The organism is Streptomyces sp. NRRL S-646 (assembly GCF_000720765.1).
In the GTDB taxonomy this organism is placed as follows: domain Bacteria; phylum Actinomycetota; class Actinomycetes; order Streptomycetales; family Streptomycetaceae; genus Streptomyces.
This window is the reverse complement of record NZ_JODC01000004.1, coordinates 43,481-67,526: the sequence shown is the minus strand read 5'-3', so window position 1 is coordinate 67,526 and position 24,046 is coordinate 43,481. Positions and strand designations below refer to the sequence as shown.

General features: G+C 71.0%; 16 protein-coding genes and 1 pseudogene. 5 read left to right on the top strand and 12 right to left on the bottom strand.

Going from position 1 to position 24,046, the window contains the following annotated elements:
• Window positions 1-6: 6 nt before the first annotated feature.
• From IH68_RS0108550 to IH68_RS0108530, 5 genes are read right to left on the bottom strand one after another with little or no spacing between them, the layout of a single operon-like run.
• Window positions 7-942, bottom strand: a complete 936-nt coding sequence (locus IH68_RS0108550; RefSeq protein ID WP_030930879.1) for a 3,4-dihydroxyphenylacetate 2,3-dioxygenase — start codon at window positions 940-942, stop codon at window positions 7-9.
• A complete protein-coding gene (locus IH68_RS0108545) occupies window positions 935-2,398 on the bottom strand; it encodes an aldehyde dehydrogenase (protein WP_030930876.1) in 1,464 nt (487 codons plus the stop codon). Before IH68_RS0108545 ends, IH68_RS0108550 begins: the two co-directional genes overlap by 8 nt.
• A 34-nt stretch (window positions 2,399-2,432) precedes the next feature.
• On the bottom strand, window positions 2,433-3,239 hold the full coding sequence (locus tag IH68_RS0108540; RefSeq protein WP_030930873.1) for an acetoacetate decarboxylase family protein: 807 nt from the start codon (window positions 3,237-3,239) through the stop codon (window positions 2,433-2,435).
• Between the two features lie 2 nt (window positions 3,240-3,241).
• Window positions 3,242-4,462 (bottom strand): NAD(P)/FAD-dependent oxidoreductase, encoded by a 1,221-nt coding sequence (locus IH68_RS0108535; RefSeq protein WP_030930870.1) that lies wholly within the window; start codon window positions 4,460-4,462, stop codon window positions 3,242-3,244.
• A gap of 2 nt (window positions 4,463-4,464) precedes the next feature.
• Window positions 4,465-4,653: a ferredoxin gene (locus tag IH68_RS0108530; RefSeq protein WP_030930867.1), complete on the bottom strand. Its 189-nt coding sequence runs from the start codon at window positions 4,651-4,653 to the stop codon at window positions 4,465-4,467.
• Window positions 4,654-4,823: 170 nt separating this feature from the next.
• On the opposite strand from IH68_RS0108530, the gene IH68_RS0108525 reads away from it, so the two are divergent.
• Both IH68_RS0108525 and IH68_RS0108520 read left to right on the top strand, forming a co-directional pair.
• Window positions 4,824-6,179: a glutamine synthetase family protein gene (locus tag IH68_RS0108525; RefSeq protein WP_030930864.1), complete on the top strand. Its 1,356-nt coding sequence runs from the start codon at window positions 4,824-4,826 to the stop codon at window positions 6,177-6,179.
• Window positions 6,180-6,195: 16 nt separating this feature from the next.
• Window positions 6,196-7,479: a cytochrome P450 gene (locus IH68_RS0108520; RefSeq protein WP_030930861.1), complete on the top strand. Its 1,284-nt coding sequence runs from the start codon at window positions 6,196-6,198 to the stop codon at window positions 7,477-7,479.
• Window positions 7,480-7,483: 4 nt separating this feature from the next.
• On the opposite strand, the gene IH68_RS0108515 is transcribed toward IH68_RS0108520, so the two are convergent.
• From IH68_RS0108515 to IH68_RS0108505, 3 genes are all read right to left on the bottom strand, one after another.
• A complete protein-coding gene (locus IH68_RS0108515; RefSeq protein WP_030930858.1) occupies window positions 7,484-9,655 on the bottom strand; it encodes a GH92 family glycosyl hydrolase in 2,172 nt (723 codons plus the stop codon).
• A gap of 164 nt (window positions 9,656-9,819) precedes the next feature.
• On the bottom strand, window positions 9,820-11,268 hold the full coding sequence (locus IH68_RS0108510) for an L-fucose/L-arabinose isomerase family protein (RefSeq protein ID WP_030930855.1): 1,449 nt from the start codon (window positions 11,266-11,268) through the stop codon (window positions 9,820-9,822).
• A gap of 59 nt (window positions 11,269-11,327) precedes the next feature.
• Window positions 11,328-12,626: an MFS transporter gene (locus IH68_RS0108505; protein WP_030930852.1), complete on the bottom strand. Its 1,299-nt coding sequence runs from the start codon at window positions 12,624-12,626 to the stop codon at window positions 11,328-11,330.
• Between the two features lie 248 nt (window positions 12,627-12,874).
• Between IH68_RS0108505 and IH68_RS0108500 the strand changes: the two genes are divergently transcribed.
• Window positions 12,875-16,837 carry a glycosyl hydrolase gene (locus IH68_RS0108500; protein WP_030930849.1) on the top strand — a complete coding sequence of 1,321 codons (3,963 nt, stop codon included), beginning with the start codon at window positions 12,875-12,877 and terminating at the stop codon, window positions 16,835-16,837.
• On the opposite strand, the gene IH68_RS0108495 is transcribed toward IH68_RS0108500, so the two are convergent.
• Entirely contained in the window at window positions 16,820-17,839 is a 1,020-nt protein-coding gene (locus tag IH68_RS0108495; RefSeq protein ID WP_030930846.1) for a LacI family DNA-binding transcriptional regulator, read from the bottom strand. The two genes, IH68_RS0108500 and IH68_RS0108495, sit on opposite strands and share 18 nt — an antisense overlap.
• Window positions 17,840-17,957: 118 nt before the next feature.
• A complete protein-coding gene (locus IH68_RS0108490) occupies window positions 17,958-18,299 on the bottom strand; it encodes a cupin domain-containing protein (protein WP_030930843.1) in 342 nt (113 codons plus the stop codon).
• 171 nt (window positions 18,300-18,470) lie between these two features.
• On the opposite strand from IH68_RS0108490, the gene IH68_RS0108485 reads away from it, so the two are divergent.
• Window positions 18,471-19,949, top strand: a complete 1,479-nt coding sequence (locus tag IH68_RS0108485) for a glutamate-cysteine ligase family protein (protein ID WP_030930840.1) — start codon at window positions 18,471-18,473, stop codon at window positions 19,947-19,949.
• A gap of 114 nt (window positions 19,950-20,063) precedes the next feature.
• On the opposite strand, the pseudogene IH68_RS52850 reads toward IH68_RS0108485, so the two are convergent.
• Window positions 20,064-20,204, bottom strand: a pseudogene (locus IH68_RS52850) (NAD(P)-binding protein); the annotation flags it as partial.
• A gap of 120 nt (window positions 20,205-20,324) precedes the next feature.
• Window positions 20,325-22,127: a helix-turn-helix domain-containing protein gene (locus IH68_RS0108480; protein WP_030930837.1), complete on the bottom strand. Its 1,803-nt coding sequence runs from the start codon at window positions 22,125-22,127 to the stop codon at window positions 20,325-20,327.
• Between the two features lie 159 nt (window positions 22,128-22,286).
• On the opposite strand from IH68_RS0108480, the gene IH68_RS0108475 reads away from it, so the two are divergent.
• Window positions 22,287-24,044: an FAD-dependent oxidoreductase gene (locus IH68_RS0108475; protein WP_030930834.1), complete on the top strand. Its 1,758-nt coding sequence runs from the start codon at window positions 22,287-22,289 to the stop codon at window positions 24,042-24,044.
• Window positions 24,045-24,046: the final 2 nt, after the last annotated feature.

Below are 24,046 nucleotides of genomic sequence, written 5' to 3'. Positions count from 1 at the left end.
GCCTTCCTAAGGGCGACGGTGCGGGTGGTGGGGCGCGGCTGTCACGGGTGCTCCCGTGCCCGTCCAGCCGTCGGCCGGGCGGTCGAACCACAGGTGGACCTGGCCGGTGCCGACGGCGTTCTCGTACTCGCCGTACTGGCGGGCCCTGGCGGTGCAGGCCTGCTCGCCGAGCGCGCCCGCCATCATCAGGTAGTGGAAGAACTTCGCCTCCGGCTTGAACTTCCAGAACTCGTCCATGGTGTCGAGGACCTTGTCGTGCCGGCCCTCCTTGAACCAGCCGATGCGCTCGAGGTCGGCGGCGCGGGCCTCGGGCGTGAAGATGTGCGCGGGGTCGCTGGCCTCGTGGTCGCGGATCTCGCGCAGCGGCCAGAAGGTGTGCGACAGAGCACCGGAGGCGATCAGCAGGACGCGCCGGCCGGGCGTGGCGGCGATCCCGTCCGCGAGGGCGCGCCCGAGCCGCAGGTGATCCTCCATGTCGCCGGTCTGGCAGACGCCGATGGTCACCCACCGCTTGTCCGGCAGCCCTTCGCCGAGGAACTTCCAGAGGTTGGTGGTGGCGTAGTAGATCGGCAGGTGGTCGTCGTCGATCGCGGTGATCCAGGTACCGTGCCTGTCGGCGAACTTCTCGATGCTGCGGGCGAGTTCGGGGTCTCCGGGAAAGTCGTACGGCATCCGGCACATGCCGCGCGGCAGCTCTTCGGAGGTGAAGAGCCCCGCCCGGCGCGTCTGCGCGGTGACGACGAACTCGACCGTGGTCGCCCAGTGGGAGTCGAGGACGACGACGGTGTCGTAGTCGTCGCGCTCGAAGACGTCCCTGCGCAGCTGCTGCAGGCCGGTGACGAGGGTGATCTCCTTGCCCTCGTTGAGCTCCAGCCGGTCGGCCTCGGGGAGCACGATGGTGGGGACGTGGGCGAGCAGGCCCGCCCCGACGATCTCACCCATGGTTCTTCCATCCGTTCGGGGCGGTCACGGTGTTCTTCAGGTCGCAGTAGAAATCGAAGCTCCAGGTGCCGCCCTCGCGGCCGACGCCGGAGAGGCGCGAGCCGCCGAACGGGGCCTGCAGATCGCGTACGAAGAAGCAGTTCACCCACACCGTGCCCGCGACGAGCCGGGCGGTGACGCGCTCGGCGCGCTCGCGCGAACCGGTGGCCACGGTGGCGGCCAGCCCGAAGCGGGTGTCATTGGCGAGCCGGATCGCCTCGTCCTCGTCGGTGAAGGTCTGGAGCGTCAGGACCGGCCCGAAGACCTCCTCCTGGACGATCTCGCTGTCCTGCCGGACATCGGTGAGCAGGGTCGGCGCGTAGTACCGGCCGTCCCCCCGGTGTCCGCCGATGACCGCGCGGGCTCCCGATGCGAGCGCCCGCTGCACGAATCCGTCGATCTTCTCCAGCTGGCGGGAGTGGATGTTGGGCCCGATGTCGGTGGCCTCGTCGCGCGGGTCGCCCTGCTTCAGTGCGGTGGCCCTGTCGACAAAACGGCGGGTGAACTCCTCGGCCACCGACTCCTCGACGAGGAGGCGCGTCGCTGCCAGACACACCTGCCCGGCGTTGTCGTACTGCTCCACCGCGAGGTCGACGGCGAGGTCGAGATCGGTGTCGGCGAACACCAGCAGCGGTGATTTGCCGCCCAGTTCGAGGCTGAGCGGAGTGAGGTTGGCGGCAGCCGACTCCGCGATGCGCCGGGCGGTGGGAACGGAACCGGTGAAGCTGATCCGGCGCACGTCCGGGTTCGACGTGAGAGCGTCGCCGATCTCCGAGCCGTGGCCCTGCACGACGTTGAGGACGCCCGCCGGCAGCCCCGCCTCGGCCGCGATGTCGGCCAGCAGCGAGGCGGTCAGCGGAGACCACTCGGCGGGCTTCAGCACCACGGTGTTGCCCGCGGCCAGCGCGGGCGCCACCTTCCAGGTCGCCAGCATCAGCGGCGCGTTCCACGGGGTGATCAGGACACAGGGACCCGCCGGGTCCCAGCTCACATGGTTCGTGTGGCCGCGCGTCCCGAAGTCCTCGTGATCCAGCGTCAGCAGCCAGTCGGCGAAGAAACGGAAGTTGTGTGCCACGCGGGGCATCACGCCCCGGCGGTGCGAGCGCAGCAGGGCGCCGTTGTCGGTGGTCTCGACGATGGCGAGCTCTTCGATGCGCTTCTCGACGCCGTCGGCGATGGCATGCAGTATGCGGGCGCGTTCGGCGCGGGGGGTGGCGGCCCAGCCGGGGAAGGCGGCCTTGGCGGCGGCGACTGCGGCGGCGGCCTCGGCGGGTCCGCCGCGCGCGATCTCGCCGAGTGCACTGCCGTCGATCGGCGATACGTCGGTGAAGGTGCCGGCAGAGGCGATGCGCTCACCGCCGATCCAGTGCCGGGTGTCGACGGCGACCCCGGCGACAGTGATGCGGTGCTCGTTCATGTCCGGTCTCCAAGTCCCTTGATGTGTACGGTGGTTACTCGGCTCCGGACGTGCCGGACTCCAGCAGTCGCCCGCCGTCCCAGACGACGCCGACCTGGCGGTAGTAGGCGGCGATCGGCTCGTGGATCTCCAGGCGGGCCAGCTCCTCGGTGGGCGCCTCGAACAGCTCCAGCTCGGCGTCCCCGATCCATGGCTGCCCGGCCTCGAAGGACGCGGCCCCCGTCTCGATCAGCTCGTCCAGCGCCAGGCCCTTGCCCTTCTCGATGGACGGCAGCCAGCGGTGGTGCGCCATGGGGTGGCCGTTGACGAACCCGTTCGTCTCCGACGGCTCTCGCAGCGTCACCACGGCCTGCGCCAGCCTCCGGTCGGCCGCGGCAAGGGTCGCCCCGAACCGTGCGCCCGCCTCGATCCGCGGCGCGGGACCGTACGGGTGCGGGCGGGTCTGGTGGATCGAGCCGAGCTTCTTGGGGTAGCCCTGGTGCAGGCCGCGGGCGATTGCGAAGTCCTTGTCGACCCAGATGTACACGCAGCGCGAGTACGTCTGCCCGCGGTACTGGCAGCGGACGACCGCGAAGGCCTCCTTGTACTGGGACAGCACCGGGTCGAGCAGCTCCGCGCCCGAGGCCGAGCAGGACTGCCAGTCGGCCCAGATCAACGCGACCGCGCCCGGGTCCTCGTCCGCCAACTCCAGTGGTTCGGGCAGCAGTTCGCGGATGCGTGCGGGATCGGTGCGGTACTCGACGGTGAGCAGGTCACCGGAGTAGCGCCAGGGTGGGGAGGGGATCAGCGACGAGGTGCCCGTCGCCGTCTTGGGGTGGAGGTATCCACGGACGGTGGTCATGGTCAGGAGCTTCCTTGGGCGGTGAGGGCGGGCTGCTTGAGCAGTTCGGCGCGGTGGCGGGCTGCGGCGGCCCCGGCGGCCGGGCCGCCGAGCGCCACGACACCGACCAGTCGGCCGTCGTGGTGGTAGCCGACCAGGACGTCCTCGGCCGGGTCGCCGTCCAGGACCCGCACGTCGCCGACGCCGAGCGCGGGCGCGCCGAAGGACTGCAGCCGGAAGTCGTGCTGGTCGCTCCAGAAGGTGGGCAGCGGAGCGAAGGGAGCGGGCTCGGCGTCGGCGCCGGTGAGCTGGCCCACCAGCACCTTCGCCGCGTGCTTGGCCGTGTCGGTGGGAATGCACCAGTGCTCGACCCGGCGCGGTACGCCGTCGTAGCGGGCGTTGGGGAAACGTGCCACGTCGCCCACCGCGACCACCTCCGGCCGGCCGCCGACCCGCAGATGCTCGTCCGTGAGCACCCCGTCGGTCAGGTCGAGGCCGTTGCCCTCCAGCCATTCGGTGTTGGCGAGCGAACCGACCGACTCCACCACCACATCGGCGGGCAGCACGGTTCCGTCGCCGAGCACCACGCCCGAGACCCGGTCCCCGCCCTCGAAACCGGCGACTGTCGTGCCGAGTGCGAAACGCACCCCGCGCTCTTCGTGCCGTTGCAGCAGTGCCCGCCCGAGCAATTCACCGAGCGGGCCGACCATGGGCAACGGCAGCGGATCGACGACCGTCACCTCGCGGACCCCGAGTCCTACGGCGGTGGCGGCCACCTCGCAGCCGATGAACCCGGCGCCGACCACGACCAACCGGGCGCCGGGCCGGGTCAGTTCGTCCCGCAGGGCCTGGGCGTCGGCCAGTGTGCGGACCGTGTGGCGGCCGGCGAGCGGGCCGGGGCAGCGCAGCCGACGGGGCCGCATGCCGGTGGCGACGACGAGCCCGTCGTACGAGAGAGTCGAACCGTCGTCGAGCTCGACGCTCCGCTCGGAGAGCCGGGAGGCGACGATCTTCGTGCCGAGGCGCCATTCCACGTCGGCCACGCTCGCGCGGGGGCGGAAGGCCAGCGATGCGAAGGGTGCCTTGCCGGCCAGTACCTCCTTGGAGAGCGGGGGCCGGTTGTAGGGCATGTGCGGTTCGTCGCCGACGAGCGTGATCGTCCCGGTCCATCCGGCGGCGCGCAGCTGTTCCGCGGCACGCAGACCGGCCATGGAGGCCCCGGCCACGACGATGCGTGCTTTCATGCTCAGGCCTCGATCCGGATGGCCTGCAGCGGGCAGACGTCGGCGGCTTCCTCGACCTCGTCGCGCAGCGCGTCGTCGGGGTCGCTGACGTAGCCCAGCCGCCCGTTCCCGTCGAGCTGGAAGACGTCGGGGGCCGCGAAAACGCACTGGCCGTGGTCCTGGCACTTGTTCATGTCGACGACGACCTTCATGGCCGGTCCTCCCGATGAGCTCGTTTGATGTCAAACAACATAGGAAGCCGCCCACCCCTGGTCAATACCTGTCCAGGTGGATAATTTTTTGGTGCCACCCCCTTGTGGGCGGTTGGAACCGTTCTTATCGTTTGGCATCAAACAACATGCCGGCCGCCGAGGAGACAACGGTGAGCGCATCCGAAACACCGGACGTCCGTCAGTACCAGGAGCGGCTCGCCGCCGAGGGCATCGACGTGGTCCGGGTGACCTATCCCGATCTCATCGGTACCGACCGGGCCCGCGACGTCCTGCTCGACCAGTTGCCGACCGCGTGCGAGCACGGGCTCGCCTTCTGCCGGGCCGTGTACCACACCTCACCCCAGGGGGACGTGGTCCCCGTGACCGGCGGCCTCGACGCGGGCCTGCCCGACATCACCGTGCGCCCGGACCTCGACACCCTGGTCGCGCTGCCCTGGGAGCCGGGGGTCGCCGCGTGCCTGGGGGACGTCATCGACCCGGCGACCGGGGCACCAGCACCCGAATCGCCCCGTGACCTGCTGCGCTCGGTCCTCGCCCGGTGCGCCGAGCAGGGACTGAGCCCTGTCGCCGGACCCGAACTCGAGTACTTCCTCTGCGATGAGGACCCGGGATCCCCGAGCGGCTGGAAGCGGTACTCCGCAGCCCCCGGAGTCGTCTACACGGCCGGCCTGCGCGCCGACCCCGACAACCATCTGCTGCGCACCCTGCGCCTGCTCCGCGACCTCCGCATCGGCGTCACCAACGGCAACCACGAATTCGACGGCGGGCAGTTCGAGATCAACCTCACCCACTCCGAGGCCCTGTCGGCCGCCGACCGCGCCTTCCGCTTCAAGGCCGCCGTCAAGGAACTCGCACGCAAGGAGGGCCGACTCGCCACCTTCATGGCCAAACCCTTCAACGACGCCGGCGGCTCCGGCTTCCACCTCCACCTCTCCTGCGAGGACGACCGTGGACGCAACGCCTTCGACGACCCGGCGGGCGCCCATGGCCTCTCGGCCACCGCCCGCCACGCCCTCGCCGGCGTCCTCGCCCACGCCCCGGCCCTCGCCGCCCTGGCCAACCCGACCATCAACTCGTACAAACGCTTCGGCCCGGACACCCTCGCGCCCTGGCTGATCGACTGGGGCCTCGACAACCGCAGCGCCATGGTCCGCATCCCGCCCGAGCGCGGCTCCGGCGCCCGCCTGGAACTGCGGCTCGGCGACGCGAGCGCCAACCCCTACCTGCTGCTGGCCGGCACGATCGCCGCCGCACTGCTCGGCGTCCGGGCGGGGGAGGAGCCGCCCGCCCCGCTGGAGGGCTACGGCTACGACACCGCACGCGCCGCCGTGCTGCCGACGAGCCTGCCCGCCGCCCTCGACGCGCTGGAGGCGGACACCGCCCTGGCCGAGGTGCTCGGCAAGGACTTCACCACCTCATACCTCAGCTACAAGCGCAACGAGGTCGAACGCTTCGGACGGCACGTCACCGACTGGGAGTTCACCGAGTACGCCTACCACCTGTGACGTTTGGGAGCCACCCATGACCGAGACCCTGACCGCCGCCTCGAACGAACCGATGCCGCTCGCGGACGTCGACCTCGCCGACCTCGACAACTTCACCGACGGGGTGACGCCCTGGCGGATGTTCCACACCCTGCGCCACCAGGACCCGGTGCACTGGCAGCCGGAGGAGGCGCCCAACTCCGGTTTCTGGGCGGTGACCCGGCACGCGGACATCGCCCGCGTCGACCGCGACGCGGAGACCTTCACCTCGACCAGGTTCGTCAACCTGGAGGAGGTCGACGACGACCAGATCAAGAAGCGGGCCTCCATCCTGGAAATGGACGGTGTACGGCACCGGGCCCTGCGCAGCGTGATCCAGCGGCAGTTCGGCGCGAGCGTGATCAACGGTTACACGGACTTCCTGCGCGGTCTGACAGCCACCACGCTGGACGCGGCCCTGGCGAAGGGCAGCTTCGACTTCGTCGCCGACGTCTCCGCCGACTTCCCCATCAACGTCCTCGCCCGGCTGCTGGACGTGCCGCCGGAGGACAACCAGAAGCTCATCGACTGGGGCAACCGGATCATCGGCAACACCGACCCCGACTACGCGGACGTGCTGCTGCACAGCGCGGAGAGCGAGAAGTACCGCGACCTGCCCTTCCGCTCACCCGCCTCGCTCGAAGTCTTCGACTACGGCCGCGAGCTGGCCCGGCAGCGGCGCGGCGGCGACGGCACCGACCTGGTCTCACGACTCGTCAACACCACACCGCGTGACGGGATCCCGCTCTCCGAGCGGGACTTCGACAACTACTTCCTGCTGCTGGTGGTGGCCGGAAACGAGACCACCCGGCACACCATCACCCACTCGATGCTGGCCCTGCTGCAGCACCCCGAACAGCTCGCCCGCCTGCAGCAGGACCCATCCCTGATCCCGGTCGCCGTCGAGGAGTTCCTGCGCTGGGCGTCCCCCGTCTACCACTTCCGCCGCACGGCGACCCGGGACGTGGAGCTGGGCGGCAAGCAGGTCAGGGAGGGCGACAAGGTCGTCATGTGGTTCGCCTCCGGCAACCGCGACGAGGAAATCTTCGGCAACCCGTACGACTTCGACGTCACCCGGCCCCACAACGACCACGTCACCTTCGGCAAGGGCAGCCCTCATCTCTGCCTGGGCAACCTGCTCGCCCGCACCGAGATCCGCATCATGTTCGAGGAACTGATCCCCCGCCTGGCGGACATCCGCCTGACCGGCGATGTGCCGCGCGTACGGTCCAACTTCGTCAACGGCATCAAGAAGCTGCCCGTCGAGGTGACCCTGGCCTGAGAGATCACGACGTCATCCCGTAGTGGAGCACACCACCCGAGGTCAGGACCCCTTCCGGAAGGAAGGGGCCGTTGACGGGCAGCCCGTTCAGTCTCAGTGACCGTACGTGGGTGTTCGTGGCCGATGCGTCCGGGGCGAGGAGAGTGAGGGTGACCCCGTTGCCGCGGCGCACGGTGGCGGACGGGAACAGCGGGCCGGCCAGGGCGAGTTGGGGGCTGCCCGGCACCTGGGGATACATGCCCAGACATGCCCAGACCGCCCACGACGACATCTCGCCCAGGTCGTCGTTGCCGACGAGACCGTCGGGCCGGTCGGTGAACAGAGTGGTGAGGGCCCGCCGCACGATGTCCTCCGTGCGGTCGGGGCGGCCCGCGTAGTCGTACGCCCAGGGGATGTTGAAGGACGGTTCGTTGCCGAGATAGGCGTACGGCTTGTCGGCGCCCGCGTTGAGCTGGGTGAAGAAGGTGTCGAGACGGGAGGCGGCCGCGGCGTCGCCGCCCATGGCGGTGAACAGACCGGGCAGGTCGTGCGGCACCAGCCAGGTGTACTGCGCGGCGTTGCCCTCCACGTACTCCCCGTGCTGGGTGGGGGAGAAGGACGGCCAGCTTCCGTCGGCATTGCGGGGCTGGATGTAGCCGCTCACCGGGTTGAACAGATTGCGCCAGTTGCCGGAGGCGCGGGTGAGGACCGCCTGGGTTTTCGTGTCGCCGAGGCGTCCGGCCAGGTGCGCCAGTGCGGCGTCGGCGATGGCGTACTCCAGTGTGGTGGCCGCGCTGCCCCAGACGCCCTTGGTGCCGGCCGGGATGTAGCCCAGGGTGTCGTACTGCCGGTGCCCCGGTCGCTGCCGGTCGTCCTGCCGCCCCGCCACGGCCGCCCGCAGCAGTCCCCGGGCGTCGAAGTCGGTGCCGCCGAAGGCGTGGATCGAGGCGGCCATGGCCGGCAGGGGGTCGCCGACCATGACACGGGTGCCGCCGTTGGCCACTGTCCAGCGGTCGAAATAGCCTGCCTGGCGGCCCTGGTTGAGGATCGACTGGGCGACGTCGGACGCCTCGTGCGGCGCGATCAGAGCCAGCAGCTGGCCCTGCGAACGGTAGACGTCCCAGCCGGAGAAGTCCGCGTACTGCACATGCCCCGGCCGGGTGCGGTGGACCCGGCCGTCCATCCCCCGGTAGCGGCCGTCGGTGTCGCTGAAGGCGCTGGGGTGCAGCAGCGCGTGATACAGCGCCGTGTAGAACACCCGGCGCTGGCTCTCGGTGCCGCCGCGCACGGCGATCCTGCCCAGCCACTCGTTCCAGCGGTCACGGGCGGCACGGTGGAGCAGGCCGTAGGCGCGGCCGCCCTGCTCCACGGTGGCGTTCTGGCGGGCGGCGGCGACGTCCACGAAGGACACCCCGACCCGCGCGGTCACCGCACGGGTCCCGGGCGCGAAGGAGACGTACGCCCCGGAGGTCTTTCCGTCCAGGGGCTCGGTGTGTGCGAAGGGGCGGTCGAAGACGGCGTGGAAGTAGAGCCGGTAGCGGTTCGAGGAGTGGCAGAAGCCACCGCTGTCGGTGTAGCCGGACAGGGTGCGCGACCCGATGCTGATCTTCCCGGTGGCCTTGTTGAAGGCCCGTCCCGCGTCCACCGTCAGCCCGGCGGGCCGCGCGTCGTTGGCGGGGTAGGTGAAGCGGGCGATGCCGGAGCGCTGGGTGACGGAGATCTGCGTACGGATGCCGTTGTCGAACCGGACCCCGTAACTGCCGGGCGACGCCTCTTCGTTGGCGTGGGAGAAGGTGGCGTGGCGCGCGGCGGGGTCCGGGTCCGGGCGGCCGGTGAGCGGCATGAACGGCACGTTGCCGTAGTCGCTGCAGCCCGCGCCGGAGATGTGGGTCAGGCTGAAGCCCCGGATCCGGTTGTCCTTGTACGCGTACCCGCCGTGCTGGCGGGTGACCGTGTCGGGGCTCCACTGGATCCCGCCCAACGCGGCCGTGGCGCCGGGGAAGGTGTTCCCGGCGCCTCCGCCGTGGCCGAAGTCGGTGCCGCCCGGAGCGGTGCCGACGAACGGATTGACGTAGCCGGCGGGATCGTCCGTGGCGCGTGCGGCATCGGCCGTGGCCGGGGTGGCGGACGCCGCCGGGAGCGGCGAGGCCAGCAGCACGGCCGAGGTCAGGGCAGCCGCGACAGGGTGCAGGCGCAAGAAGCTCTCCTCGAGACGGTGGGACGTCGCGGTGGCGTACGACGACGGACTGCCCACCTTCCCGGCCTAACGGCGTGGTTGCGCGGCGCCTTGCCGTGGAACGCGCGCGGATCAGGCTCACGGCGCAATGCACCGGAGTGAACAAGGGCGCGCAGGAGGAGAGCTCACACCTCCCGGTGGTCGATGCCCAGCAGGCTCGCCGCGGCCCGGAAATCGGCGCTGTGCCTGCCGACGGCGAGGGACCAGTGATGGCCGACGCCCGTCGCGCTCCATGCGTCGACCCATTCGCCGGGGTCGCGGCCGAAGTCGACACGGCTGGTGGTGTTGCCGATCTCCAGCAGCGGCCCGGGCACGACGGTGCCCTCGGAGGTGATGAACGACAGGCTGCGGTCGGCGTCCTGGCCGAGGCCCAGGAGGGTGACCGGGCCGTGCCGGACGTCGAACTCCACGCTGACGCCCCAGCCGCGCTTTCCGTGGTAGACGCCCAGCCCCCTCAGCAGCGGGTCCCGGGCGCTCACGGCGAGGTGGGCGGGCCCGTCGTGGCCCATCTCCACCACGCCGTCCTCGAAGTCGAGGGCCTGGATCTCGGTGAAGGAGCCTCCGGCGCCGACGCTCTGCGAGGCCAACTGGGCGACGCTGGTGCGCAGTTCGTACTCGCCGGCCGCGGGCACGCCGCGGGCGGTGAGCAGGGAGGCGCCCAGGATCATGCCCGCGCCGAGCCGTTCGTGCAGTTCGCCGTCGAGGCCGCGGTGGTAGTAGGCGAGTGTGTCGAGGCCGAAGTCCTCGACCAGCCGGTCCAGCGCGACGGACACCTTCGCGCCCCAGGAGAAGTCCTCGTCCGCCACGCTGCCGTCGAGGGTGAAGACCTGGCGGGCCAGCGCCATGCGGTCGCGGGTCTCCGCCTCGCTCACCTGCTCCACCCGATGCCGCAGGTCGTCGAACTCCAGTACCTCCACGTGCGAGCCGAACGTCGCGGGCAGCAGGGTCAGATCCGTCGACACGTCCAGCATGCCGGGATACAGATGCCCCATCAGGCCGTGCCGGGCGTACCGCAGCGCCGCGCGGACATGGGCCGCACGGATCCACTGCTCGATGCGCCGCCAGGCGGACTCCTGGCGCAGCCAGCCCGACACCGACCGGAAGGGGATGCCGGCCCGGCGGAAGACATTGCCGACCTCGGGCACCGAGCACTGCGCGCAGTACCCCAGCCAGGCGCCCGTGTCGAAGGTGGCGTGGTCCATCCGCTCGGACGGCTGGAGGTCGACGACCAGTACCGGGGTGTGCGAGCGCCGGGCGATCGGCAGCACCATCGACGAGGTCAGATACGTCGTCAGGAACAGCACGATCAGGTCGCAGTCGGCCCGGCGCAGCTCCTCGGCGGCAACGGCGCCCTCCTGCGCGTCGGAGATGAAACCGACGTCCGTGACCTCCGCGTCCAGCTGTCCGAGCCGCTCGGCGACATGGGCGGCCGACTCCTTCAACTGCGGCAGCAGCCCGGGAAACTGGGGCCAGTAGGTGCCGAGTCCACCCGAGACCAGGCCGATACGGGGACGGCGCCGGTGCACTGGCGGCAGCAACTCCTGCAGGGACATGGAGTGTTCGGCAGTTGCCATGGCTTGGGACAGCTCCTTCGGAGGTCACGGTCGGATTCAGCGCGTGGCCGGGCCACTCCCTACGCCCGGGCCACTCCCAGATCCGCAGGAGCGGCGGCGGCACCTGGCGAGCGCTGGATGAGGACACGGACGATGTACACGCCCGCGACCGCCGACGCCGCCATGCAGGCGGTGATCGACCAGAGCAGCACGGAGGCGCTGTACTCCATCAGGGCGGGCGTGACGAAGGCGACGCCCGCGAAGACTCCCCGCGACACGGCGTAGGTGAGCCCCTGGGTGGTACCGCGGGTGTCCGGCGGCAGCGTGAGCTGCGACCACACCTTGTAGCTGGCCTCCCCCGCGAAGGGGTTGGAGATCTGGTAGAGCACGAAGAAGACCAGCATCCCGACCAGGGCGCCGGCGGTGAGGGAAGCGATGCAGAACGCGACGATCTGCACGACGGTGAACACATAGAACAGCCGGTCGCGCCAGGCAGTGTCGGCGAGTCGGACGAAGACGAAGGTCAGCACCAGCGCGATGGGGAGGAAGGCCAGGTTGATCCCGGTGGCCAGGCTCTGCGAGGCGCCGCTGACCGTGACCAGCAGATACGTGCCGAACTGGCCGAACGTGTTGGCGCCGATGCCCCAGGTGACGTAGTAGGCGAAGGTCGCGGCCATCGGCAGCAGCGCGGCACGGGTCCACACGTTCTTCAGCTCGATGCCGCGCGGGGCGGCCAGCGCGGCCGCCTCCTGGGCCAGCTCCGTGTCCGACGGCTCGTCGGCCAGGTCGAGCCGGGAGCGCAGCTGCCAGGTGACCAGCGCGGCGACGGCCAGATGACCGGTGATCAGTCGCGCCCCGGTCATGCCCGTGTCCGACAGCAGATAGCCGAGGAAGATGACGACGACGATGCCCGCCACCCACATGACCTGTGTGAAGGACACCAGACGCGCCCGGCCGTCGGCGGGTGCGGCGTCCGAGACCACGGCCAGGGAGGTCGGCAGATCGGCACCGGCCGCAAGCCCTGCCACGAGCACACCGGTGAAGAGCACGATGTCGTTCGGCGCGAGCGTGATGACGACCGCGCCCAGCGCGAAGCAGAAGATGTCCCAGTTGTAGACACGGCGGCGCCCGAACATGTCGGCCAGCCGCCCGCCGACCAGGGAGCCGACCGCGATGCAGCCGGTGACGATCGCGCTGATCGCGCCCGCCATCCACACGCCCATGTCGTAACTGTCACGGTAGATGGCCAGGTTGACGGCGATGCTGACGATGAGAGCGGCGTCGAGGTAGGAGGCCATGCCCGACAGGGCCGCCACCTTCCACAGCCGCCAGGGGATGGGTTGTTCCGAGCGTTCGGGAGCGGTCGGGGTTCGGACCATGATGCGACTCCGTCGTCTGGGGATGGGCCGAGCGGAGGGGGACGTCGCGGCTCTGAGGCCGAGTGCAGTGAATATAGGGTCGGAAAAACGTTCCAACAACCCCTCATGCGCCCATTTGCAGGAAGACGCGCCTACGTCCTTCCCGCCTCGGGGATCCGGTGCCAACATTCCAGGTTGTCGGCGACCAGACCCATGTAAAACGTTTTGATCCGCGAGGGTGCCCAGCCGTTCCCGGAAGGACCGTGTCCGTGATCTCCTCCGCGCTGCAGCAGCTGTTCGACGAGCCGCCCCGGGACTTCGGCCCCACTCCGCTGTGGTGGTGGTCGGGTGCGAGGGTCACCCGTGAGCGCCTCGCCTGGCAGATGCGCAGGTTCGCGGACGGCGGCCTCCACAACCTCGTGGTGATCAACCTGGCGCCGGCCGGCCCGAGCTTCGGCGCCCGCGCCGACGAACCGCCGTGGTTCGGCGAGGAGTGGTGGGCACGCTTCACAGACGCCTGCGAGATCGCCCGGGACCTGGGCATGCGCCTGTGGTTCTACGACCAGATCGGGTTCTCCGGCGCCAACATCCAGGGCGGAGTGACCCGCCGGCATCCCGAGGCGGCCGGCCTCGCCCTGCGCTGCCGGACCGCGAGCGTCTCCAACGGGGCCGTCTCCCTGCGGAGTTCGGAGACCCTGATGGGCGCGTACTCCGCGGAGGGCGGGCGCCTGCCCGTCACCGGCACGGCGCGGATCGCGGCCGCCGACGGCAGCCAGGTGCGGCTCGTGACCGCCGTGCCCACGGCCTTCGACTACCTGGACCCCGGCGCCGTCGGCCTGCTCCTGGACGCCGTGCACCACGAGTACGACCGCCGCGTCCCCGAGTACCTGGGCAATGTCATCGCCGGAAGCTTCCAGGACGAACTGCCCGGCACCAACGCCTGGAGCCACCGTTTCCCAGAGGAGTTCCTCGCCCGTCGCGGCTACGACCTGCTCGACCACCTGCCTGCCCTCTTCCACGACACCCCCGACGACAAGCAGGCCGCGAAGATCCGCGCCGACTACTACGCGATCCGCGCCGAACTCACCGAAGAGGCCCTGTTCCAACCCCTCGCCGCCTGGCACGACGAACGCGGCATGCTGCTGGGCTGCGACCAGAGCCACCCCGCCCGCTCCGGCTTCCCGGCCCAGTCCACGCAGATCTACACGGACTACTTCCGCACCCACCGCTGGTACGGCGCCGCGGGCAGCGACCACCACGGGGACTCCAAGGTCCACTCCTCCATGGCGCACCTCTACGGCCACGAGCGTGTCTGGATCGAGGCGTTCCACTCCTCCGGCTGGGGCGGCACCCTGGAGGACACCTACGACTGGCTCCTGCCGTTCCTGCGCAGCGGCGCCAACCTGTACAACCCGCACGCCAGCTACTTCGGCACCGCGGGCGGCTGGTTCGAGTGGGCGCCGCCGTCCACCGACTGGCGCCAGCCCTACTGGCCGCAGTACCCGGCCTTCTCCCGGGCCGTCGCCCGCATCTGCTCGATCCTCTCCTGGGGCACCTACAGCGCCGACGTCGCGGTCCTGCACCCCACCACCACCATGCAGTCCCTCATCCCACTCGACGCCCCCGTCAAGCACTTCGGCGACGGCCGCCTCGGCGAGAGCCACGCCGAGGCCGACGAGACCCAGCGCCACTACCTCGACCTGTGCGGCACCAACAACTGGCTGCGGCCCCACATCGGCGCACTGGACCGGCACGGCGTCTCCTACGACGTCATCGACGACGCCTCGGTGCAGCGGGCCACGCCCGCCGACGGTGCCCTGCGAGTCGCAGACCTGGCGTACACGGCGGTGCTGCTGCCCTCGGCGAGCGTCCTGGAGCAGGAGACGGCACGACGCCTGACCGAACTGCTCGACGCCGGCGGACGGGTGGTGGCCGTGGGCCGCCCGCCGGTGGCTGCGGCAGGCCTTGCCGGTGACGACGCCGTCGTAGCGGCGCTGTGCGCTCATCCCAGGCTGGAGCGGGCGAGTGACGCCGAGGCAGGCGCGGCGGCCGTGGCGGACTCTGCCGGGTACGCGACCGGTGACGTGCCGCTGCTCGTGCGCCGGCAGGGCAAGGACGCGGTCGCCCTGGTGACGGGGGCCTTCCCCGACGCCCGCGCGCATCCGCCCAGGGGCAACCATGACGTCGACCCGGCCCGCTACGCCCCCGCCAGGTCCCTCACCGTGCGCGCCCCGGTCGCCGAGGCCGAGGTCTGGAACCCGGCGAACGGTGCCCGACGCGCCGTGCGCGTCACCGTCACCGACGGCGTCTCGACCATCGAGGTGCCGCTGGAAGGCGCCCCCGCCGCCCTCGTCGTATGGCGGGAAGGCACCCCGGCGACCCCGGCACCCGCACCACCGCCCGAGCCGGCCCGGACCATCGACGTATCCGGCGGCTGGGAGGGCCGCCTGGCGCCCACCATGGACAACACGTGGGGCGACCTTGCGCTGCCCGCCGGGGCGTCCGTCGAGGAACCGCAGATCTGGACCATGCGGTGGACCGAGAGCGACGCCCGCGCCGCACGCTGGGAGCAGATCCGGGCGACGTACGGCAACCGGGCACGCGTCCTGCCCCCGGTGCCCGCCGCGAAGGCCCCCGACCCGCTCGACCAGGCCTGCGTCGCACGGGTCCTGGCCGGAGAACTGCCCCTTGTGCCCTGGGACGAGAGCTGGGCCGTGGCGCTGTTCTCGTCGAGCCGCGGGATCCCTGATCCGGACGGGCTGCTGGGCAACAAGGGTCTGGTGACCGAGGAGTTCGTACGCGTCCCGGTGCCGGGCCCCGGAAGCGTCGCCCGGGTCCGGTCCATCGTCGAGACCGACCACCGCGGTCCCGCCGAGCTGCACGTCGGCGCGGCAGCGGCCAAGCGGGTGTGGTGGAACGGCGAGAGGCTGCCCACGGGCCGCGGATACCTTGCGTCCGCCCCGGTGGAGGTGGACCGGCCCCGCAACGTCCTGGAGTACGAGCTGTCGGACGCGGAGGACCGCCCCTCGATGATCTCGGCGAAGTCCCAGGCACCGTTGGGCAGTTACTTCTGTCTGGCTCCTCCGGACGGGTTCGTGCCGCGTCCGCAGTTCATGTGTCTGCCCGACGGTGTACGGCCGGACGGTGGGGTCACCTACCGGGGCCGTCTGAGTCTCTCCGACGGCGGGGCGCGGGCGGTGCTCGTGGTGGGCGCCGCGGCGGGAGTCACCGTGCTGCTCGACGGCGCGGTCGTGGCGCGGCAGGAGAAGGTCGAGTACTACGAGTCCGACTGGGGCGCGGTACCGATGTTCTTCCGCCACGAACTGACCCTCTCGGCGGGCGATCACGTGCTCGACGTGGTGGCCGACGGCGTCCGCGCACGGGATGCCGTGTTCGTCGACCTCGTCGCGGGAACCGGTGTCACCGCGCTGGTCAGCGGAGCCGGCTGGGAGGCCGAGACGGGACAGTGGCGCGGGCGCACCGTCGAACACGAGGGCAGGTGGGGGGAGCTGCAGCACTGCCACGCCGCCGTACGACCGCACCCCCTGCCGGACACCGAGTGGCTGACCGGCAAACCGGTACTCGGGACCGCCGTACTGCCGCTGCGGTCCACCGACGAAGTACGCGCGTGCGCACAGCGTTTCCGCTTCACCGCTCCGCCGGGCACAGTGTCGCTCGACCTGCCGCTGGCGCCGGCCGCACGGGTGAGGACAGAAGACGGTGCGGAATTCCGGTTCGACGGACGGGTGCTGACGCTGACTCAACCTCTCCTTGAGCCAACGGAGTTCGAGGTGGTCACCGAACCGACTGCCGTGCTGCGGGGCGGCTCCGCCTGGTGCGGGCCGGTGCGCGTCCGTACCGTGCCGGCGCCGCTGCCCCTCGGGGACTGGGGGTCGCTGGGCCTTGGCGGTTGGAGCGGCGGTGTGACGTACTCGCGTGACGTGGAGGTGCCTGCCGGGCCGGACCCGGTGCTCGACCTGGGGCGGGTGCGGGGGAGCGTCGCCGTACTTCTCGACGGGGAGCCGGTCGGCGAGGCGTTCTGCGCGCCGTACCGTTTCGAGCTGCGCGGTGCCGCCGGGCGCACCGTACGCATTGACGTGACCGTCCACAACACCCTTGCCCCGTATCTCGCCGAAGCCACCCCGACCGCCTGGGCCTTCCCCTCCCAGTTGACGTCCGGGCTGCTGGGACCGGTGACGCTGCGGGTCCGGGAGTCAGCCTCCGGTGAGTGACCGGGTGGAGTCCCGCAGGACGAGGCCGGGGGCGAACACCCTTGTCTCGTGGGCGTGTTCGGCGCGGGCCTCCACCTCGTCGAGCAGCATCTCCACGGCGGCCCGGCCGAGGTCCTCGACGGGCTGCCGGACCGTCGTCAGGGTCGTCCCGACGAAGCTTGCGATGTCGAGGTCGCCGTACCCCACCACCTGCACGTCCTCGGGGACCTTCACACCCCGCTCGGCCAGGCCCCGGCACAGTCCGGCGGCGAGGAAGTCGTTGGTGCAGAACACCCCGTCGGGCAGCTCGTCGAGCCCCTGGGCGATCTGCGTGCCGTACGCCACCGTCATCTCCTCGGCGAGCACCTGGCCCAGCCGTGCCTCGCGCCGGGTCCGCACGGCCTGCCGGGCGCCCTGGTAGCGGTCGGCGCACTGCCGTATCGAGCGTTCCCCGTTCACGACGAGGATGTCGCGCGCCCCGCACTCCAGGAGGTGCTGCACGGCGATACGGCCGCCGGCGATGTCGTCCACGGAGACGGAGCAGCCGTCCTGAGCGGGCATCGCACGGTCCGCCAGCACCAGCGGGATGCCCCGCTCGCGCAGCCGTGTGAGCCGGGTGGGGTCGGCGCTGAGCGGGACGACGACGGCGCCGACGGACCGCTGTTCGACGAGCATGGTGAAGTAGCCCTGCTCGCGCTCCGGGGCGTCCCCGCTGTGACAGAGCACCAGCGAATAGCCGTGGTCGTACGCGGCGTCGGCGGCGCCCCGCGCGATGCGTGCGTAGAAGGAGTTGGTCACGTCGGGCAGGACCAGACCGATCGAGGACGTGTGGCCCGTGCGCAGTCCCGCGGCGCCCGGGTGGGGCACGTAGTCGAGCGCCGCGACGGCGTCGCGGACCCGCTCGGCCGTGGCCGCGTTGACGCGCTCCGGGCGGTTCAGCACGTTCGACACCGTCGACACCGAGACTCCGGCGGCGGCTGCGACGTCCTGGATCCGGGCGGGGCGAACCGGAATGGCGTCCACCCCCCTCGCTGTGACAGCCGTGCGACCAGGCACGACGTGGTCCTCAATGGGCGACGCAAGTCTACCCCGACGGTGGCTAAAACGTTTTTCAGTCCGGAGGACCGCCGGTTCGGCACCCTCATACGAGCCGTCGTCCGACGAGCATCAGCACGCCCTCCGCGCTCGTCCACGGCCCGTGCTCCATGCCCGGATGCCGGTAGGCGTACATCCCTGCGGTGAACGTCTCGCCGAGGCGCAGGTCGGTCAGCGAGCCTTCGAGGAGGTACACCTCCTCGAAGTAGTCGTGCCGGACGCTGCCCTGCGCGCTGGTGTCCGTCCCCGGCTCGTACCGTTGCAGCACGGTGGCGTCCCCGGTCTGCGGATCCTCGGCCAGCACCTGCTCCCACACGCCGTCTGCCGACCCGGGCGGCCGCAGCCAGGGTGCTTCGGGAGGATGGAACTCGGACTGCGGTCTGCTCATCGGCGACGCTCCTCACTGTGTCGACCGAGTTCAGCACAGGCGCCGCGCCATTCACCCTCTGTCGTACCGTCCGGCACTTCCCGTGATCGGCAGGTCGCCGACTGTGCTGGACCCCCTCGAGGTGGGACGCTGGGACGAGAGGTATCCGCCGAGGGCACTCGGGAGGGCCCGATGGGACGTGACGTACCTGCCCTGGTGTTCACACGGGAGGACCGCCGCCGCTACCGGGACAAGATGCACACCTGTCTCGACGTGCTGGCGCAGATGCTGCGCGAGTCGGGCTTCGAGAGCGAGCGCCCCCAGGTCGGGCTGGAGATCGAGCTCAACCTGGTGGACGGCGACGGACGGCCCGCGATGCGGAACACCGAGGTGCTCCAGGCGATCGCCGACCCCGCCTGGTCGAGCGAGCTCGGCCGCTTCAACCTGGAGATCAACATCCCGCCCCGGCAGCTGACGGCCGGCGGTCCCGGTGCCTGGGAGCAGGCCATCCGCGATGCCCTCAACCACGCCGAGGAACGCGCCTCCGCCGTGGGCGCACACATGATCATGATCGGCATCCTGCCCACGCTGGGGGAGTCGGACGTGGGCGAGTCCGCCCTGTCCGGCGATCCGCGGTACAAGCTGCTCAACGAGCAGATCTTCGCGGCACGCGGCGAGGACCTGCGGATCCGGGTGGACGGCGTGGAGCGCCTTTCCATGTACGCCGACGCCATCACCCCCGAGGCGGCCTGCACCAGCACCCAGTTCCATCTGCAGGTCGACCCGAAGGAGTTCGCGCCCTACTGGAACGCAGCCCAGGCCGTCGCGGGCGTACAGATCGCCCTGGCCGCCAACTCGCCCTTCCTCTTCGGCCGGGAGCTGTGGCGCGAGACCCGCATCCCCCTGTTCGAGCAGGCCACCGACACTCGCCCGCAGGAGATCAAGGCTCAAGGCGTACGGCCGCGGGTGTGGTTCGGCGAGCGGTGGATCACCAGCGTCTTCGACCTCTTCGAGGAGAACGTGCGCTACTTCCCGGCCCTGCTGCCGCTGTGCGACGAGGAGGACCCGCAGGCGACGCTCGACAGCGGCGGCGTCCCGCAGCTGGGCGAACTGACGCTGCACAACGGCACGATCTACCGCTGGAACCGCCCCGTGTACGCCGTCACCGACAGCGGCCCGCACCTGCGCATCGAGAACCGTGTCCTGCCCGCGGGCCCCACCGTGGCCGACATCATCGCCAACGGCGCCCTCTACTACGGCCTGACCCGCGCCCTGGTCGACGAGGACCGGCCGGTGTGGACGCGGATGTCCTTCGCGGTCGCCGAGGAGAATCTGCACGCCGCCGCTCGCGACGGCATCGACGCCCGCCTGTACTGGCCCGGCGTGGGCGAAGTCCCGGTCACGGAACTGGTGTTGCGGCGCCTGCTGCCTCTGGCCCACCGGGGCCTCGAACTGGCCGGCATGGATGCGACCTGGCGCGAACCCCTGCTCGGCATCATCGAGCAGCGCTGCGTCACGGCCCGCAACGGCGCCCTGTGGCAGGCGGAGACGGTGCACCACCTGGAGAAGTCCGGTGTCTCCGACCGCCAGGAGGCGCTGCGCCGGATGACCACCACGTACATGGACTACATGCACCTGAACGCACCCGTGCACACATGGCCCGTGGACTGACCGGTCGACGTTCGTTGTGCTGTCAATACTGCTCGTCGAGGACGTCGACCCCCCCACGCGGTCGCCACGGGCATGAACCTGTGCTCGGCCGCGTACGCCGCCATCCGGGCGTTCGTTGGGGGCGAGCTGGATCCCGGCTCCGACCCCGGTGAACTGCGGTGTCTGTTCGAGGAGCGTGACCTCGTGACCGGCGTGGCGCAGACTCAGCGTCGCGGCGAGGCCCCCGATGCCCGCCCCCACGACGATCGCTCTCATGGCACGACCTCACTTCGACGGACTCGCGGGCCCTGCATGGTCGCAACAGGCTATCGAGCAGAACTCCGCCGCTGTACAAGGCCTTTCCGGTAAGACGGGGGTCGGCCGCCGATGCCGAGGTCAGCCTCGGTAACCCCGCAGCTTCCGGTACAGCGTGGCGCGGGCGATGCCCAGGGCCGCCGCTGCCCGGGCCTTGTTGCCGTCGTGCAGGCGCAGGGCCTCCAGGATGGCGGCGCGCTCGGCGTGCTCCATCGGGCTCAGCCGGCGGTTTGCGGGACCCTCGCGCACGGGGTCCGGCAGCTCACTGCGCCGGACCGGGCCGGCGGCACGGCGCTGCTCGGCCAACGCTCGTACCAGATGTGCGAGTTCGGTGACATTGCCGGGCCAAGGGTGCTGTTCCAGAGCACGCAACGCGTCCAGCGTCCAGGTGAGCGGGGGTCGTCCCGGCGCCGGGCGGGGAGCCAGGGCGGTGAGCAACTCCCTGATGTCATCGGGCCGTTCCCGCAAGGCCGGCAGGGTGACCGAGCGTGCGGCCAGGGTGTCCAGGAGCCGTTGGAGACACGGCCCCGGCGGCACTCCGGGCGTGTAGGTGATCAGCAGACGCGCGCCCGGGTGCGATTCGAGCAGCGAGTTGAGGACCGCCGTGCCGGGCTGCGTGAGACGCTCGGCATGCCGGATGAGCAGAGGACGGCCATTCGCCAACTCATCGCGCTGAAGGGTGAGTTCCCCCTCGGCCGCATCCATGGTCACCAGGTGTTGCCGTGCGAGGTGCCGTGCGAGCGAGGACTTCCCCGTGCCGCGCTCGCCCACGAGGAGCAGCGGCTCCGGAGTTGCCGCCAGCTCGACGGCGCGGCCGACCGCATGCCGCCACGGCGCCGAACGCCCGGCCAGTCCCACCGCGGGCCGCGCGGTGGACGCCGCCCCTGTGTTCCCCACCGGCTCAAGCACGGCAACCGCCCCGACGACCGAGCCCTCGTGCGTCACAGGGATGAGCATCGCCGTACACCCCGTCCCGACCGGAAGCCGGAGGCGGTACGAGACCGAAGACGCCGCAGCGGTCGACGCCTCGGAGACGCCGGCGGCGCCGGAGGCCGAGTCGGGCTCCTCCTGCGCGCCACGGCGACGGCCCCCCTCCCACAGCAGGGCCACCACCTCCCGCTCCAGCACCTCCAGCGCCTCCGGCGACAGCAGCTGTCCGGCCGCCTCACTGACGAGCCGGTTACGACCGTCGAGGGCGACCACGGTGCGCCCCAGCTCGCCCGCGACTTTCAAGTACGCGTCCAGCAGCACCCGTTCGGCCGCTCGCGACCGGGACAGGAGTTCCGCCTCGACCGCGACCGCCGTGGCCTCGGCCAGCGGGGCGCCCGGATGCGGCCCGCACTCGGCGCACAGTCCGCAGGAGGCCGTCACCGTGCCCAGCACCCGTCCCGTCTCCGGCTCCCGCACCGGCACACTGACCGCGCAGACGTCCTGCCACAGGTCGAGGAAGTGCTCGGGGCCGTGCACCTCGGCACGGCGCCGGGTGTGCAGCGCGAGGGCCGCGCTGTTGTGGCCGACGACCTGTTCGGAGAGGTCGTGGCAGGGGTCGCCGGGCCCGAGCCCGGCTGCCCACAGCACCCGCAGTCGCTCGTCCGTCAGCACCAACGAGGTCTGCCCGGTGCCGAGCGCGGGGGCGATCCGTTCGAGTACGGGCCGTGCCGCGGTGAGCAGAGGGGGCTCCGGTGCCCGTACGGAAAGGCGGGGCACCTCCGGCGCCGGGGTCTTCGCGTCGTGCCGTACGCCGAAGAAACGGGCTCGCTTCCAGGCGGCGACGACGTCCTGCGGCACCCCGTCCGGCAGTTGCCGCCCCAGCAGGAACAGCTCGCGGGCCCTGCGCAGCGAGGCGAGAGCAGGGTGGACGGCGGGGCGTTCTGCGGTGGTCACGGCACGACTCACCCTATCGGGGACGGTTGAACGCGCAACAACCTGTGGTGTCGGCCGGGGAACTGTCTCGTATTGAGACACCCGGCTTCACTCGTCTCCCTACATGATCATGAGCAGTCGACGCCTGTCCTCATTCTGGATTTCCTGGAGCGTTTCCCCGTGCACACCGTCGAGCCCGATGTCGTGACCGACGTACTGATCGTCGGCAGTGGCCCAGCGGGCGCCTCGGCCGCGCTCGCCCTGAGCACCTATGGCGTACCGAACATCGTCGTCACCCGCTACGCGAGCCTCGCCGACACGCCCCGCGCGCACATCACCAACCAGCGCACCATGGAGGTGCTGCGTGACCTCGGCGTGGAACAGGAGGTCGTCGCCAAGGCCACCCCGCAGCACCTCATGGGCAACACGACCTTCTGCACCAGCCTCGCCGGCGAGGAACTCGGCCGGGTCCGCTCCTGGGGCAACGACCCCCTCGTACAGGCCGCGCACGAACTCGCCAGCCCGACCCGCATGTGCGACATGCCGCAGCACCTCATGGAGCCCGTGCTCATCGACGCCGCCGTCGCACGCGGCACGCAGCTGCGCTTCAGCACCGTCTACAAGTCCTTCGTCCAGGACGCCTTCGGCGTGACGGTCACCGTCGAGGACCGGCTGCGCGGCGACGAATACACCATCCGCGCCAAGTACCTGATCGGTGCCGACGGCGGCCGCAGCCAGGTGGCCGAGGACGCCGGGCTGCCGATGGGCGGCCAGATGGGGGTCGCCGGAAGCATCAACATCGTCTTCGACGCGGATCTGAGCAAGTACACCGCGCATCGCCCCTCCACCCTTTACTGGGTGCTGGCGCCCGGCGCCACCGTCGGCGGCATCGGCGCGGGCCTGGTGCGCTGCGTCCGGCCCTGGAACGAGTGGCTGATCGTCTGGGGCTACGACGTCACCGCCGGCGCCCCCGACCTGACCACCGAGTACGCCGAGTCCGTTGTACGCCAACTGATCGGCGACGACGACATCCCGGTGACCATCAGGTCGTCCTCGGCCTGGACCGTCAACGAGATGTACGCGGAGACCTACTCCAACGGCCGCGTGTTCTGCGCCGGCGACGCCACGCACCGCCACCCGCCGTCCAACGGCCTCGGCTCCAACACCTCCATCCAGGACTCCTACAACCTGGCCTGGAAGCTCAAGCTGGTCCTCGACGGCACCGCGTCACCCAGGCTCCTGGACACCTACACCGCGGAACGCGCCCCGATCGGCCGGCAGATCGTCACGCGGGCCAACAAGTCCATCGGTGAGACGGCCCCCGTCTTCGAGGCACTCGACGGCCTGTCGCCGCAGACCCCCGAGCAGCTGTGGGCGAACATCGCCGCCCGCAAGGACGACAGCGAGGCCGCGCAGAAGCAGCGCGCGAAGCTCCGTGAGGCGATCGCCTTCAAGGTGTACGAGTTCAACGCACACGGCGTCGACCTCAACCAGCGCTACACCTCCGCGGCCATCGTCCCCGACGGCACCCCCGACCCCGGTTTCGACCGCGACCCCGAGCTGTACCACCAGCCCACCTCCCGCCCCGGCGCCAAGCTCCCGCACGCCTGGATCACCTCGGGCAGCCGCACCCTGTCCACCCTCGACACCGTCGGCCAGGGCCGGTTCACCCTGATCACCGGTATCGGCGGCGCGGACTGGATACGCGCGGCCGAGGCCCAGCCCCTGGAGATCGCCACCGTCGTCATCGGCCCCGGCCAGGAGTACGAGGACCCGTACGGCGACTGGGCGCGCCTGAGCGAGGTGGCCGACGGGGGAGCCCTCCTCGTACGGCCGGACGGCTACGTCGCTTTCCGGCACCCCACGGCGGCTGCCTCCGGCGAGGACGCCGAGGGGCTGCTGAACGGGGCGGTGCGGCGGATCCTCGGGCATGCCTGACC